This is a genomic window from Pseudomonas sp. PS02288, from assembly GCF_029959715.1.
GTDB lineage: Bacteria > Pseudomonadota > Gammaproteobacteria > Pseudomonadales > Pseudomonadaceae > Pseudomonas_O > Pseudomonas_O kuykendallii.
In genome coordinates, this window is sequence record NZ_JASCPA010000004.1 from 15,550 (window position 1) to 29,060 (window position 13,511).

The 13,511-nt window shown below is 62.3% G+C and carries 9 protein-coding genes and 1 pseudogene; 1 reads left to right on the forward strand and 9 read right to left on the reverse strand.

Going from position 1 to position 13,511, the window contains the following annotated elements; translation table 11 throughout:
• Positions 1–157: 157 nt before the first annotated feature.
• On the reverse strand, positions 158–2,152 hold the full coding sequence (locus QMX85_RS03165) for a U32 family peptidase (RefSeq protein ID WP_282338750.1): 1,995 nt from the start codon (positions 2,150–2,152) through the stop codon (positions 158–160).
• A gap of 500 nt (positions 2,153–2,652) precedes the next feature.
• Positions 2,653–3,348, reverse strand: coding sequence for a GNAT family N-acetyltransferase (locus QMX85_RS03170; RefSeq protein WP_282338751.1), 696 nt, complete (start codon positions 3,346–3,348; stop codon positions 2,653–2,655).
• Between the two features lie 205 nt (positions 3,349–3,553).
• Here QMX85_RS03170 and QMX85_RS03175 point away from each other — a divergent pair, with 205 nt between their 5' ends.
• Positions 3,554–4,297, forward strand: a complete 744-nt coding sequence (locus QMX85_RS03175; protein ID WP_282338869.1) for a class I SAM-dependent methyltransferase — start codon at positions 3,554–3,556, stop codon at positions 4,295–4,297.
• Positions 4,298–4,781: 484 nt separating this feature from the next.
• Here QMX85_RS03175 and QMX85_RS03180 read toward each other — a convergent pair whose 3' ends face one another.
• The 7 genes and pseudogenes from QMX85_RS03180 to QMX85_RS03210 form a co-directional block, all read right to left on the reverse strand.
• Positions 4,782–5,243, reverse strand: a complete 462-nt coding sequence (locus QMX85_RS03180) for a Bro-N domain-containing protein (protein ID WP_282338752.1) — start codon at positions 5,241–5,243, stop codon at positions 4,782–4,784.
• A gap of 710 nt (positions 5,244–5,953) precedes the next feature.
• Positions 5,954–6,487, reverse strand: coding sequence for a transposase (locus tag QMX85_RS03185; RefSeq protein ID WP_282338753.1), 534 nt, complete (start codon positions 6,485–6,487; stop codon positions 5,954–5,956).
• 166 nt (positions 6,488–6,653) lie between these two features.
• Positions 6,654–6,788, reverse strand: a pseudogene (locus QMX85_RS03190) (transposase); the annotation flags it as partial.
• A 277-nt stretch (positions 6,789–7,065) separates the two neighbouring features.
• The gene (locus QMX85_RS03195) at positions 7,066–7,806 is read right to left on the reverse strand and encodes a DUF4145 domain-containing protein (protein WP_282338755.1); all 741 of its coding nucleotides are present in this window, start codon (positions 7,804–7,806) and stop codon (positions 7,066–7,068) included.
• A gap of 11 nt (positions 7,807–7,817) precedes the next feature.
• The gene (locus QMX85_RS03200; protein ID WP_282338756.1) at positions 7,818–8,399 is read right to left on the reverse strand and encodes a hypothetical protein; all 582 of its coding nucleotides are present in this window, start codon (positions 8,397–8,399) and stop codon (positions 7,818–7,820) included.
• A gap of 62 nt (positions 8,400–8,461) precedes the next feature.
• The gene (locus QMX85_RS03205) at positions 8,462–9,709 is read right to left on the reverse strand and encodes a ribonucleotide-diphosphate reductase subunit beta (protein ID WP_282338757.1); all 1,248 of its coding nucleotides are present in this window, start codon (positions 9,707–9,709) and stop codon (positions 8,462–8,464) included.
• Between the two features lie 401 nt (positions 9,710–10,110).
• Positions 10,111–13,002: a ribonucleoside-diphosphate reductase subunit alpha gene (locus QMX85_RS03210; RefSeq protein ID WP_282338758.1), complete on the reverse strand. Its 2,892-nt coding sequence runs from the start codon at positions 13,000–13,002 to the stop codon at positions 10,111–10,113.
• Between the last annotated feature and the right edge of the window lie 509 nt (positions 13,003–13,511).

Here is a 13,511-nt window from a genome sequence, read left to right on the forward strand (position 1 = left end):
GTCAGGTCCGCGGGTGGACAAGCCTCGCGTTGTCCACCTGCGCGGGTTTGTCTCCCTCTCCCTCCGGACAGGGTGGGAGTGAAGGAGTCGTCGCGGCAAAAGCCCTGGAGCGCCCAATCCTCCGGCGGGCACCTCACCCCGGTGGAAGAGGGCGTCGTCAGGCCGGTTTGCGGATGGTCTTGAGCAGGTCTTCCGGGGTGATCTGGCCGACCACGTTGCGGTTGGCGCCCGGTAGCGGCAGATCCAGGATGTGGCCCTTGATCTTGCCGATCACGTGCATCTCGCACGGTTTGCAGTCGAACTTCAGGGTCAGCACTTCGTCCTGGTGCACCAGCTGCATCGGCGCGACCTTGTTGCGCACGCCGGTGACGCCCTTGGCCTGCTTCGGGCAGAGGTTGAAGGAGAAACGCAGGCAGTGCTTGGTGATCATCACCGGCACCTCGCCGGTTTCCTCGTGGGCCTCGTAGGCCGCATCGATCAGTTGCACGCCGTAGCGGTGGTAGAAGTCCCGCGCCTTCTGGTTGTAGACGTTGGCGAGGAACGACAGGTGCGCCTCCGGGTAGACCGGCGGTGGCGTGCTCACCGCCTTGCGCCCGCCACGCGGATGCAGGGCGACGCGGGCCGCCGTAAGCGCCTCAATGGCGTCGCGGCGCAGCGCCTTGAGCTGCGAATTGGGGACGAAGAACGCCTGCGGCGCGACGATCTCCACCGCCTCGGTGTGGTAGATCGTGGTGCCCAGTTTGCCCAGCCCGTCGCGCAGCTGCTCCAGCGCCTGCTCCGGCTTGTTCGCCGCACCGAAGGGGCCGTCGAGGCCGAGGGAGACCTGCGCGCCGTCCTCGCTGCTCAGCGTCAGCTCCAGGCGTGCCTCGCTCCATTGCACCTGCCAGCGCACGGCGATGCGGCGCTCGGCGGAGGTCTTCTGCAGCGCCTGCTGCCAGTTGTGGTCGAGGTTGCGGTTGAGCGGATGGTTCGGCCGCAGCTGGCGCAGCGCGGCGGGCATCTCGTTGGGCTCGACGCGGTACTGCCAGCGCGGCGCGCCGTCTTCCTCGAAGGCCTGCAACTGCTCGACCACGCTGGCGCGGAAGCCGACCACCTCACGCTTGACCAGCACATTGAGGCCGTCGCCGTTGGACAGCGGCTCGGTGGTGCTGGCGATCAGGTCGCGCTTGCCTACCTTGAGCACTTCGCCCACCGCCAGACCGGTGAAGGTCGGCGAATCGAAGGCGCCGATGTCCACCTTGCGCTCGCTGACGAAGTAGTCCGTGCTGCCGCGGTGGAAGGTCTTGTCCGGATCGGGCAGGAAGAAATGCTCGGTGCGCCCGCTGGACGCCCGCGCCAGATCCGGGCGCCCGTCGAGCAGTGCGTCCAGTTGCTGGCGGTAGTAGGCGGTGATGTTCTTCACATAGCCGACATCCTTGTAGCGCCCCTCGATCTTGAACGAGCGCACGCCGGCATCCACCAGCGCGCCGAGGTTGGCGCTCTGGTTGTTGTCCTTCATCGACAGCAGGTGCTTGTCGAAGGCGACCACGCGGCCCTGGTCGTCCTTCAGCGTGTACGGCAGGCGGCAGGCCTGCGAGCAGTCGCCACGGTTGGCGCTGCGCCCGGTTTGCGCGTGGGAGATGTTGCACTGCCCGGAGAACGCCACGCAGAGCGCGCCGTGGATGAAGAACTCGATGGCCGAATCCACCGCGTCGGCCATCGCGCGGATTTCCTGCAGGTTCAGCTCGCGGGCCAGCACCAGCTGCGAGAAGCCGGCCAGGGACAGGAACTTGGCCCGCTCCAGGGTACGGATGTCGGTCTGCGTGCTGGCGTGCAGCTCGATCGGCGGGATGTCCAGCTCTAGCACGCCCATGTCCTGCACGATCAGCGCATCGACGCCGGCATCGTAGAGCTGGTGGATCAGCGCGCGCGCAGGCTCCAGCTCGTCGTCATGCAGGATGGTGTTGAGGGTGACGAACACGCGGGCGTGGAACAGGTGGGCGAACTCCACCAGCGCGGCGATATCCGCGACGCTGTTCTCGGCATTGTGTCGCGCGCCGAAACTCGGCCCGCCGATGTACACCGCGTCCGCGCCATGCAGGATGGCCTCGCGGGCGATCCCCGCGTCGCGGGCGGGGCTGAGCAGTTCCAGATGATGCTTGGGCAAGGACATGGGCGTTTTCTTTTATCAGGCGTGGCACGGTAGCCGCGCATTTTAGCCGGGCGACGGCGGCTTGGGGATGTTGCGTGACAGGAGGAGCCGCGCCCACTCTGAAAGCAACCCCGTAGGGTGCGCCGCGCGCACCGGGCGATCACCGTAGAAATACATCGGTGCGCATGGCGCACCCTACGATCGCCGACAGTGACGGAGTTGCGCATCGTGTGGCACGCACTTCCGGTGGGTGCGCCGCGCGCACCGGGTGATCATCGGAGAAATGCATCGGTGCGCATGGCGCACCCTACGGTCGCCGGCAGTGACGGAGTTGTGCGTCGTGTGGCACGCACGTCCCGTAGGGTGCGCCGCGCGCACCGGGTGAGCATCGGAGAAATGCATCGGTGCGCATGGCGCACCCTACGGTCTCCGGGAGTGACGGGGCTGCGTGTCGCACGCACTTCCGTACGGTGCTCCGCGCGCACCGAGTTCCATCGGGCTATGCGCGCAGCCCGGGCCACTCAATGCAGGCGGCGCGCGCCGAGGCGATTTTCGACCAGCGCCTTGGCTTGCCCGGCCATCTGGTCGAGTAGACGGTCGCGCTTCTTCTCGGCGTCGCCCATGGCCTTCTTGCCGTGCTGCTGCACCAGGTAGGCATGGATCTGCCGGACCTCCTTGCTCTGGAAGATCGGCTCCAGGTCCTGCACCGCCACCAGGCCGTCCGAGGCGTGGTTCCAGGCGTTCATCAGCACCTGCGGCCCGCGCGCCGCCAGCACCTGGAAGCCCATGGCCTCGAACATCGGCACCTTGCCCGCCGCGCAGGCCAGCTCGGCATGCGGATGCCGTGCGCTCATGTGCTGCAGCATCGCCCGGGCGATCCCGCGCCGGCGGTGGCTGGCCTGCACCGCGGTGTAGACCAGCGTGCAGGCCTGCGGGTCATCCTTCGCCGGCAGGTAGAGCGCGAAGCCCAGCACCTGCGACGGGTCCGCATCGTCCAGCGCCAGGATCAGCCGGGCGCGGGTCTCCTGCGCGGCGTCCATCGCCTGCAGGTAGAGGTGGACCTCGTAGCCGATCACGTACTGGTAGAGCTGGAACAGCGGATTGCTCGGCGTCAGCGCCACCGGGCTGATGTCGCTGAAGTAATTCACCACCATCTGCAGAACCTGGCTCTTCAGCGATTCCGGCGGCGGGTTGTCCAGGTGTACGAGGGTGAACATCGGCGAACGGGCTCCGGGCGGGCGAGGGCGGGTCGGTGCGGCATTGTAGCGGCTGGGCGGTCGATCATCCCGATCACTCGCTACTGGGTGTCACCACGAGGCGGACTTCCATCCGCCAAGGCCATCCCACCTGCCGGGAAAACCCATGCCGCGCCGGCGCTGGGCTATGATGCGCGCCCTCATTTCCGCCCGAATCCAGACCCCCATGCCCGGCAACGCGCTCTATACCGACCTGTCGGGCTACTACGATCTGATGTGCGCCGATATCGACTATCGCGCGCAAAGCCAATGCGTCCAACGCTTGCAGCAACTGTTCGGCAACGGCGGCAGACGCCACCTCGACCTGGCCTGCGGAACCGGGCCGCACGTCCGCCATTTCATCGACGCCGGCTACCGCAGCGGCGGCCTCGACATCAACCAGCCGATGCTGGATCGCGCCGCCCAGCGCTGCCCGGAAGCCCGGTTCTCCTTGCAGGATATGTGCGGGTTCAGCGTGAGCGAGCCGCTCGACCTGATCACCTGTTTCCTCTATTCGATCCACTACAGCGGCAGCATCGACCGGCTAAAGGCCTGCATCTCCCAAGCGCATGGCGCGCTGGAGCGCGGCGGGGTGTTCTGCTTCAACGCCGTCGACAGGCGGATGATCGACAACGCTTCCTTCGTCTCCCACAGCGCCCACCACGTGGACGGCCTGTTCGGCTTCAGCTCCGGCTGGCACTACAGCGGCGAGGGCGAGCGGCAATCGCTGCGGCTGCGCATCGAACGCACGGTGGCCGGCGAAACCCAGGTCTGGAACGACGAACACCCGATGGTGGCGGTGAGCTTCGCCGAGTTGCAGGAATTGTTGGCGCCGTATTTCGAGGTGCATGTGCTGGAGCACGACTACGAGAAGCTGATTCCTTGGGACGCGACGTCGGGGAATGCGCTTTTCGCCTGCGTGAAGGTCTGAGCCCGGCGCGCACCGCAATCACCGCGCCGGCCTCCATGGTGCGCATGGCGCACCCTACGATTACGTAGGGTGGAAATGGCGAAGCCTTTTCCACGCGGAGCGGAGTCCAGGCTACCTCGCTTGGAGCGCGGCGTCGGGGAAGGCGTTGTTCGCCTGGGTGAAGGCCCGAGTCCGTAGGGTGCGCCGCGCGCACCGCAACCACCGCGTCGGCCTCCATGGTGCGCATGGCGCACCCTACGTAATCGTAGGGTGGAAATGGCGAAGCCTTTTCCGCGCGGAGCGGAGTCCAGGCTACCTCGCTTGGAGCGCGGCGTCGGGGAAGGCGTTGTTCGCCTGCGTGAAGGCCCGAGTCCGTAGGGTGCGCCGCGCGCACCGCAACCACCGCGCCGGCCTTCATGGTGCGCATGGAATCGTAGGGTGGAAATGGCGAAGCCTTTTCCACCGGTGAGGTGTCCAGGCTACCTCGCGGAATCCGCCCTATGGGCTAACCGGGCCGGTATGGCACCCATACATCGCCTTGCCAGTGCAGCAGTGACAAACCCTGGCGGCTTTCGCGGCGCGGGCGGTGAGTGTTCGTCGGCTCTTCCTCGCGCAGCGCCGGAACTACGTCGGCGCTGAGCCAGCGACGAATGCAGCGGTTTTCCGGGTGGTAGTAGTGGATCAGCGCGGCGTACACGCCGGATTCGCTGATCAGCCGGGTCGTCTCCGGTTGGCCGTGGGTGTTGAGCAGCACCGCATCGAGCAACTGGTCGGCATCCAGAGTACGTGTAACGCGTTCTTCCAGGTGCGGTTGGCCGATCAGCCGGCCCAGGTCGCGGGCGCTGAACCAGCAGTGCGGTTCGAGGAGCAGGGCGCGTAGTTGGCGGCGGTGGCGGGTGAATGTTTGGGGGATCAGGGTTTCGCCGGGGAGGGCGGGTATGGCGGGGAGTGCTGATTGAGTTGGCATATCCATTACCTCTGGAAGCTTTCTTAGGGCTTGATTGGAGTCGGGAGCTAAGAAACCCACCAGAGACGGGCCGGACGTATTTCCCTTTCGGGTCTTGTATTAGCCCACTCCCGACAGCACGGAGTTTTTCTACGGACGTGGCAAGGCCGCGAACGCAAAAAAGCCGCATAGCTATCGGGTGCGGTATACCGCTCTGGCAAGGCGTTTCTTAGGCGCCGTCGTCAGGGTAGGGAGCTGTACGGAAGCGGTCAAGGACGGCGGGGTATTAGCTCCGTAGGGTGGAAATGGCGAAGCCTTTTCCACGGGGTAGAGAACCGCGCCCTGCGGAGGTCCGGGCTACCTCGCTGCCTCTATGTTGTTGCCTATACCGGTTCCGCCCTTACGGCGGGTCACTTCTGGCAAGCGCCCCAGAAGTAACCAAGAGGTCTTGCCCCTGGCATCCGGCCCGACTTCGTCGGGTTCCCTCGTTTCATCGTCGTTCCAGGGGCCCGCCGCGAAGGGCCATCCCTGGCCCATCGCGGCTCTCGCGGCATCCATGCCGCTCAACCCCCTACACAACGATTCCACTCGGCCTCCTGACGGGGCGTATGGCGTCGTCTGTGAGATTTGTGTTTTAGAAACAGTCACGTAGGGTGGAAATGGCGAAGCCTTTTCCACGCGGTGGCCATTCATGATGTGGCCATCCACGCTCCCGGTCCCAATCCGAACGCCTATTCCCCCCAACACCCCGTTTCGCCCTCATCGTTACCACCCGCCCAATCCAGCGGATAAATCCCGTCCCGGACCGCCCGGTGAAAACTCGAATACGGCCAATCGCGCACGCGGGTGACGTGCCCATGTTTCAACGGATTGAAATGGATGTAATCGACATGGCGTTGGTAATCGAGTTCGTCGCGGATCAGGTGTTCCCAATAACGCCGTTGCCAGATGCCGCGTTCGCCGCGGACCCGTTGGACGGGGGAGAGCGGCTCGGTTGCATCGAGACCGCGAGAAAACAGCTGCTTGATCACCTTCCAGCGCCGCGCGAAATCGGCGTCATCCTCGGGCAGCGTCCACAGGCAATGCATGTGTTCGGGCAGCACCACCCAGGCATCGATATGGAAGGGATGGCGGACTTTGGTTATCCGAACCGTTTCCCGCAGCAAGGCAATATGGCGCGTCAGCAGATCGCCTTTGCGATTGCGCAGGTTGACGGTGAAGAAGTACGTAGCGCCGGGAACTCGAGCGCGGCGGTAGCGGGACATGGCGGCTCATCCGTGAGCAGGGTGTGGTCTGGGGCCGTGAAACGGTGGACAGGTGAAGCGCTGTCCACCCTACGCCGCCGACGCGCCTACGTCTGTCAACGTAGGGTGGAAATGGCGAAGCCTTTTCCACGGGGTAGATATCCACGCGGAGCGGAGGTCCGGGCTACCTCGCTTTGGTTATCCGAACCGTTTCCCGCAGCAGGGCGATATGGCGCGTGAGCAGATCGCCTTTGCGATTGCGCAGATTGACGGTGAAAAAGTACGTAGCGCCGGGAACCCGGGCGCGGCGGTAGCGGGACATGGCGGCTCATCCGTGAGCAGTGTTGGTCTGGGGCCGTAAAACGGTGGACAGATAAAGCGCTGTCCACCCTATGCCGCTGATTCCCTGGGGCGCGACGTCGGGGAATGCGCTGTTCGCCAGCGTGAAGGCCTGAACCCGTAGGGTGCGCCGCGCGCACCACAACCATCGCGCCGGCCTCCATGGTGCGCATGGCGCACCCTACGATTACGAAGTCTTTCCACGGGGTGGCCGTCCACCGGGCGGCGATCCACGCGTAGCGGAGGTCCAGGCTACCTCGCTACAGCGGGTGTTGTGTTAGTTTTGCTATGTATAAAAGTTCTTCAATTAGCGCTCGATAGATTATGCGAACGTTCTTGATGTCGCTTTTCCGGCAGTTATATTTTATGCGATGCGCTGATAGGTTGCCGAGCTCCCGATAGGAGTCAATGTCTTTCTTTGATTCAGGAGATAGACCGATTTCTTTTCTTGACGTTGCTTTGTTGATTAGTGTCTTCAGGTTGTTGTAATTGCCTTCTTGGTCTTTGGCTTGCTCGCTTAGCCCAGTTTCTTCGAAGCAATGAATTAGTAGTATTTCTAACAGGCGCCTCATCATGAGGGAGCAGGCATCAAATAAATTATTTTCGTAGCATGAGTTTATTTGTTGAGCAATTTTTATCAGGTAAGGTCTTTCGGTATTCGTGAAAAGTATTTCTGGAAGGATCGAGTCGTCGGAAATAATTTCTTCGATGTCTGTTATGTCTGGAATTTCAAGCTTTATTTCACTTCGTCTTTTAGGGGCTAGGCGAAAAGAGTTTTCTTGAACTCCTTTAACAAACGACCGTGATTTTCTAATCTTCGATAGTAGACGGCTTAAGTTTGGTCGGGCAAAACCTAGCGCAGTTAATACTGCGCTAAGGTCTTTGGCCTCAATCTCAGATTGATCCTTGTTTTCCGAAAAGTAGAAAGCGAGATATTCAGCTTTCTCAAGCTCGGTTCTGTCGTGTAGTTTTGCGATATTGGCGAAAACTTCTAGCTTCAAGGGCTAGGTTCCTATTCGTTGGGCTTTCCATTCAACTGTGCTAGCAGTTTTCCAGCCTCTTCTACACCTGGAATAGTCAGCTTGCATGTTTTGGATGAGGAACCTTTTTTCCCATCCAGAAGAATAAATTCCTTTGCGTTTTTAAGGATTCCGGCGAAGTTTGAGGCGTCAAGACAGCTTTGTTCTTGGCAAAGCTGTCTGATTTCTTGCATGGGGACTTCGTTAATGCCTAGAGACCGTTTTCCCCAAAGGTAGACCAGTGCAGCATTAACTGTTTTTTTCGCAAGAGTGCCGCCGGGGATCCGTTTAAGCACCCTAACCTGATCGCCCTCCATATGAAGAACCCGATTGTACGTATCGGATGGATTCGCGGATGCAGGCTCTTCCTCTGCTGGCGCCTCTAGCAGAAGTTGGGGGCACGGGGGCGACGGTTGATGCTCAACGATGGGGGCGTCAACCGTTCTCCTCGTCAAAGTGTCCAAGATGGCTTCTTTGAAGATATTGATTTGCTCGGAGACGAACCCTTCGGAACCAGTAATCTCAAAGATTCCGTCACGGATAGAAAGATGAAACCTGGCTTCGTTACTACTCACTTGCTATTCCCTCAGTAAATGCTAGGTACAAGGCTCGCGGTCAATAGGCCCGTCTTCGTTACTCAATCCCAGCTCAAAGCCCCACCCGTCTGATACTCGATAACCCGCGTCTCGAAGAAGTTCTTCTCTTTCTTCAGGTCCATGATCTCGCTCATCCATGGGAACGGGTTGGTGGTGCCTGGGTATTCTTCTTTCAGGCCGATCTGCGAGAGGCGGCGGTTGGCGATGAATTTGAGGTAGTCCTCCATCATCGCGGCGTTCATGCCGAGTACGCCGCGGGGCATGGTGTCCCGTGCGTATTCGATTTCCAGCTGGGTGCCTTGCAGCAGCATCTGGCGGGCTTCGTCCTTCATGGCGTCGTCCCACAGGTGCGGGTTCTCGATCTTGATCTGGTTGATCATGTCGATGCCGAAGTTCAGGTGCATGGATTCGTCGCGCAGGATGTACTGGAACTGCTCGGCGGTGCCGGTCATCTTGTTGCGGCGGCCCATGGAGAGGATCTGGGTGAAGCCGCAGTAGAAGAAGATGCCTTCGAGCACGCAGTAGTAGGCGATCAGGTTCTTGAGGAACTGCTTGTCGGTCTCGACGGTGCCGGTCTCGAACTTCGGATCGGAGATCGAGCGGGTGTACTTGAGGCCCCAGGCGGCTTTCTTCGCGACCGACGGAATCTCGTGGTACATGTTGAAGATCTCGCCTTCATCCATGCCCAGCGACTCGATGCAGTACTGGTAGGCGTGGGTGTGGATCGCCTCTTCGAAGGCCTGGCGCAGGATGTACTGGCGGCACTCGGGGTTGGTGATCAGGCGGTAGGTGGCCAGCACCAGGTTGTTCGCCACCAGCGAGTCGGCGGTGGAGAAGAAGCCCAGGTTGCGCATGACGATGCGGCGCTCGTCCTCGGTCAGGCCGTCCTGGCTCTTCCACAGGGCGATGTCCGCGTTCATGTTCACTTCCTGCGGCATCCAGTGGTTGGCGCAGCCGTCGAGGTACTTCTGCCAGGCCCAATCGTACTTGAAGGGGACCAACTGGTTGAGGTCGGCGCGGCAGTTGATCATGCGCTTCTCGTCGACCTGGACGCGGGCGGCAGAGCCTTCGAGGTCGGTGAGACCTTCGACGATGTCCAGCTCGTCCAGCGCGGCCTTGGCCCGCGCGACGGCTTCGGAGTCATCGGCGGTGACGGCGCGCGCTTCGCTCGCGGCGGCGTCGCCCACGCTGTCGAGTTTCTCCAGGCTCATGTCGGCACCGGCCTGTTGCGGTGCGGCGGCCTTGGCGGCGCCTTCTTCGGGTTTGTCGAATTCGTCCCAGCTCAGCATGGCAGTTTCTCCTGCTTGGACCGGACGGTGCCGGTCGAAAATGTGTACTGCGTTTGGTGCACGCAAAAACGTCGAAAATGTGGAGGAGGGCGGCGCTGCCATTTTCCCTCTCCCCGGCCCTCTCCCATGAATGGGCGAGGGGGTAAAAAGCGGCTCGGCGCTATGTCGTCGGCGCGAGCGGGTGGGGTGTGTCGCGGTGTTCGGTCGCCGCCGGGTTCCCCTCTCCCCGGCCCTTTCCCATAAATGGGAGAGGGGTCTCCCTGCGGAGCGAGCGGTTTCCAGAGCGAGGCAGCGCTAGGCGCGTGGCGGTTCGGAGCCCCTGAGCGTACGTCTGTACGTGATGGGGGCCGGACCGCCGCGCAACGACGCGGGGTCCGCTCTGGGAGCCGCGGATTACCTACTTACTGGCAGGCTTCGCAGTCCGGATTATCGATGCTGCACGCCTGCGGCACCGGCGCCGGCTTCGGCTCGGCTGCCGGGGCAGCCTGCAGGCCTTCCACCTGGCCACTGGATACGGCGTTCAGCTTGCCGGTGGTCACGGTGGATTTCTCGGTGCTGGTCGCGGCCAGGGCACGGAGGTAGTAGGTGGTTTTCAGGCCACGGTACCAGGCCATGCGGTAGGTCACGTCGAGCTTCTTGCCCGAGGCGCCGGCGATGTAGAGGTTCAGCGACTGGGCCTGGTCGATCCATTTCTGGCGGCGGCTGGCGGCGTCGACGATCCACTTGGTTTCCACTTCGAAGGCGGTGGCGTACAGGTCTTTGAGTTCCTGCGGAACGCGTTCGATCTGCTGCAGCGAGCCGTCGTAGTACTTCAGGTCGTTGATCATCACCGAGTCCCACAGGGCGCGGGCCTTGAGGTCGCGGACCAGGTACGGGTTGATCACGGTGAATTCGCCCGAGAGGTTCGATTTCACGTAGAGGTTCTGGTAGGTCGGTTCGATCGACTGCGACACGCCGGTGATGTTGGCGATGGTGGCGGTCGGTGCGATGGCCATGATGTTCGAGTTGCGGATGCCTTTCTGCACGCGGGCACGCAGCGGCGCCCAGTCCAGCGACTCGGTCAGGTCGACGTCGATGTACTTCTGGCCACGCGCCTCGATGAGGATCTGCTGCGAGTCCAGCGGCAGGATGCCCTTGCTCCACAGCGAACCCTGGAACGTTTCGTAGCTGCCGCGCTCGTCGGCCAGATCGCAGGAGGCCTGGATGGCGAAGTAGCTGATGGCTTCCATCGACTTGTCGGCGAACTCGACGGCGGCTTCGGAGGCGTACGGGATGTGCTGCAGGTACAGCGCGTCCTGGAAGCCCATGATGCCGAGGCCGACCGGGCGGTGCTTGAAGTTGGAGTTCTTCGCCTGCGGCACCGAGTAGTAGTTGATGTCGATGACGTTATCGAGCATGCGCACGGCGGTCTTCACGGTCTTCTCGACCTTGGCCAGGTCCAGCTTGCCGTCGACGATGTGGTTCACCAGGTTCACCGAACCCAGGTTGCACACGGCGATCTCGTCCTTGTTGGTGTTCAGGGTGATCTCGGTGCAGAGGTTCGAGCTGTGCACCACGCCCACGTGCTGCTGCGGGCTGCGCAGGTTGCACGGGTCCTTGAAGGTCAGCCACGGGTGGCCGGTCTCGAAGAGCATGGAGAGCATCTTGCGCCACAGGTCCTTGGCGGCGATGGTCTTGTGCAGCTTGATCTTGCCGTAGCCGGCCATGGCTTCGTAGTACTCGTAGCGCTCCTCGAAGGCCTTACCGGTGAGGTCGTGCAGGTCGGGTACTTCGCTGGGCGAGAACAGGGTCCACTGGCCGTCGTCGAAGACGCGCTTCATGAACAGGTCGGGAATCCAGTTCGCGGTGTTCATGTCGTGGGTGCGGCGACGGTCGTCACCGGTGTTCTTGCGCAGCTCGATGAACTCTTCGATGTCCATGTGCCAGGTTTCCAGGTAGGCACAGACCGCGCCCTTGCGCTTGCCGCCCTGGTTCACCGCGACGGCGGTGTCGTTGACCACCTTCAGGAAGGGCACGACGCCCTGGGATTTGCCGTTGGTGCCCTTGATGTAGGAGCCCAGCGCGCGCACCGGAGTCCAGTCGTTGCCCAGGCCGCCGGCGAATTTGGACAGCATGGCGTTGTCGTGGATGGCGCTATAGATGCCCGACAGGTCGTCCGGCACGGTGGTCAGGTAGCAGCTGGAGAGCTGCGGACGCAGGGTGCCGGCGTTGAACAGGGTCGGCGTCGAGGACATGTAGTCGAACGACGAGAGCAGGTTGTAGAACTCGATGGCGCGCTCTTCGCGGTTCTTCGGTTCTTCGATGGCCAGGCCCATGGCGACGCGCATGAAGAAGATCTGCGGCAGCTCGAAGCGCACGCCATCCTTGTGGATGAAGTAGCGGTCGTAGAGGGTCTGCAGGCCCAGGTAGGTGAACTGCTGGTCGCGTTCGTGCTGGATCGCGGCGCCCAGCTTGGCCAGGTCGTAGGTCTTCAGTTTCGGGTCGAGCAGCTCGAACTCGACGCCCTTGTCGACGTAGGCCGGCAGCGCCTTGGCGTACAGGTCGACCATCTCGTGGTGGGTGGCGCTCTCGGCCACGCCGAGGAAGCCCAGGCCTTCGGCACGCAGGGTGTCCATCAGCAGGCGGGCGGTGACGTAGGAGTAGTTCGGCTCGCGCTCGACGAGGGTGCGCGCGGTCATCACCAGGGCGGTGTTGACGTCCTTCTCGGCGACGCCGTCGTAGAGGTTCTTCAGGGTGTCTTTTTCGATCAGTGCGCCATCGACTTCGGCGAGGCCTTCGCAGGCTTCGCGGACGATGGTCTGCAGGCGGCCCAGGTCCAGCGGCGAGAGGCTGCCGTCGGCCTTGGTCACGCGGATGCTCGGGTGGGCCACGGCCGGGGCGTCGGCGACGCCGCGCTTGCGCTCCTGGCTGCGGGCTTCGCGGTAGATCACGTAGTCGCGGGCGACTTTCTGCTCGCCGGCGCGCATCAGGGCCAGTTCGACCTGATCCTGGATCTCTTCGATATGGATGGTGCCGCCGGACGGCATGCGGCGCTTGAAGGTGGCGCTGACCTGCTCGGTCAGGCGGCGCACGGTGTCGTGGATGCGCGACGAGGCGGCGGCGGTGCCGCCTTCCACAGCGAGAAACGCCTTGGTGATGGCCACGGTGATCTTGTCGTCGGTGTAGGCGACGACGGTGCCGTTACGCTTGATCACGCGCAGTTGGCCGGGGGCGGTGGAACTCAGGTCCTGCGAGCCTTCGACGGCTTGGGGAGCAGTGGCCTGCGGTTTCTCGTGTGGGGTGTCGATCTGCATGAGGGTCTCCACGTTTCTAATTGGTTTGGACACTTGTCGTCGCGTCTGTTCGCTTTTTAACCAAATGCGTTCTCCGCCCGGTACAGCCAGCTAACCGGTGGAAAACACGATCGGAGCAGGAAAAAGGCGCGACTCAAGTGCCTTCCTGGCTCGTAAGTCCTTGGTCGCGGGTACGCTCGCGACCACAACCCCTAGTGTTGCCCGATTGGGCCGACACTACGACCGCTGACGGCATGAGAATGCCGTTGACTCAGGGTCCGGCCTTCTGATAACGGCCGAAAGGGTTGCTGAAAAGCGTTTCGGCCTGCGGATTCCGAGGCTGTACGACGCTTCGTTCCGGGACCGCTTGAATAGTGCAAGGCTTCGTTGTAAACCCAAGATGTAGTGGGTTTGTTTTGTCGGCATACAAGATAGAGCGTCAGGGGCGTTTGATCAACCGGCAAAACCTGTGGATAACGTGTGCGTGGATTGTGGGTGGAACGTGGGTAACCGGGCGCAGGCAGCGTGGT

What these genes read in the sequence shown, in the direction of transcription:
- QMX85_RS03170 (WP_282338751.1), bottom strand. Translation starts at nt 3,348, where the DNA reads ATGTTCACCCTCGTACACCTGGACAACCCGCCGCCGGAATCGCTGAAG.
- QMX85_RS03185 (WP_282338753.1), bottom strand. Translation starts at nt 6,487, where the DNA reads ATGTCCCGCTACCGCCGCGCTCGAGTTCCCGGCGCTACGTACTTCTTC.
- QMX85_RS03210 (WP_282338758.1), bottom strand. Translation starts at nt 13,002, where the DNA reads ATGCAGATCGACACCCCACACGAGAAACCGCAGGCCACTGCTCCCCAA.
- QMX85_RS03165 (WP_282338750.1), bottom strand. Translation starts at nt 2,152, where the DNA reads ATGTCCTTGCCCAAGCATCATCTGGAACTGCTCAGCCCCGCCCGCGAC.
- QMX85_RS03180 (WP_282338752.1), bottom strand. Translation starts at nt 5,243, where the DNA reads ATGCCAACTCAATCAGCACTCCCCGCCATACCCGCCCTCCCCGGCGAA.
- QMX85_RS03205 (WP_282338757.1), bottom strand. Translation starts at nt 9,709, where the DNA reads ATGCTGAGCTGGGACGAATTCGACAAACCCGAAGAAGGCGCCGCCAAG.
- QMX85_RS03175 (WP_282338869.1), top strand. Translation starts at nt 3,554, where the DNA reads ATGCCCGGCAACGCGCTCTATACCGACCTGTCGGGCTACTACGATCTG.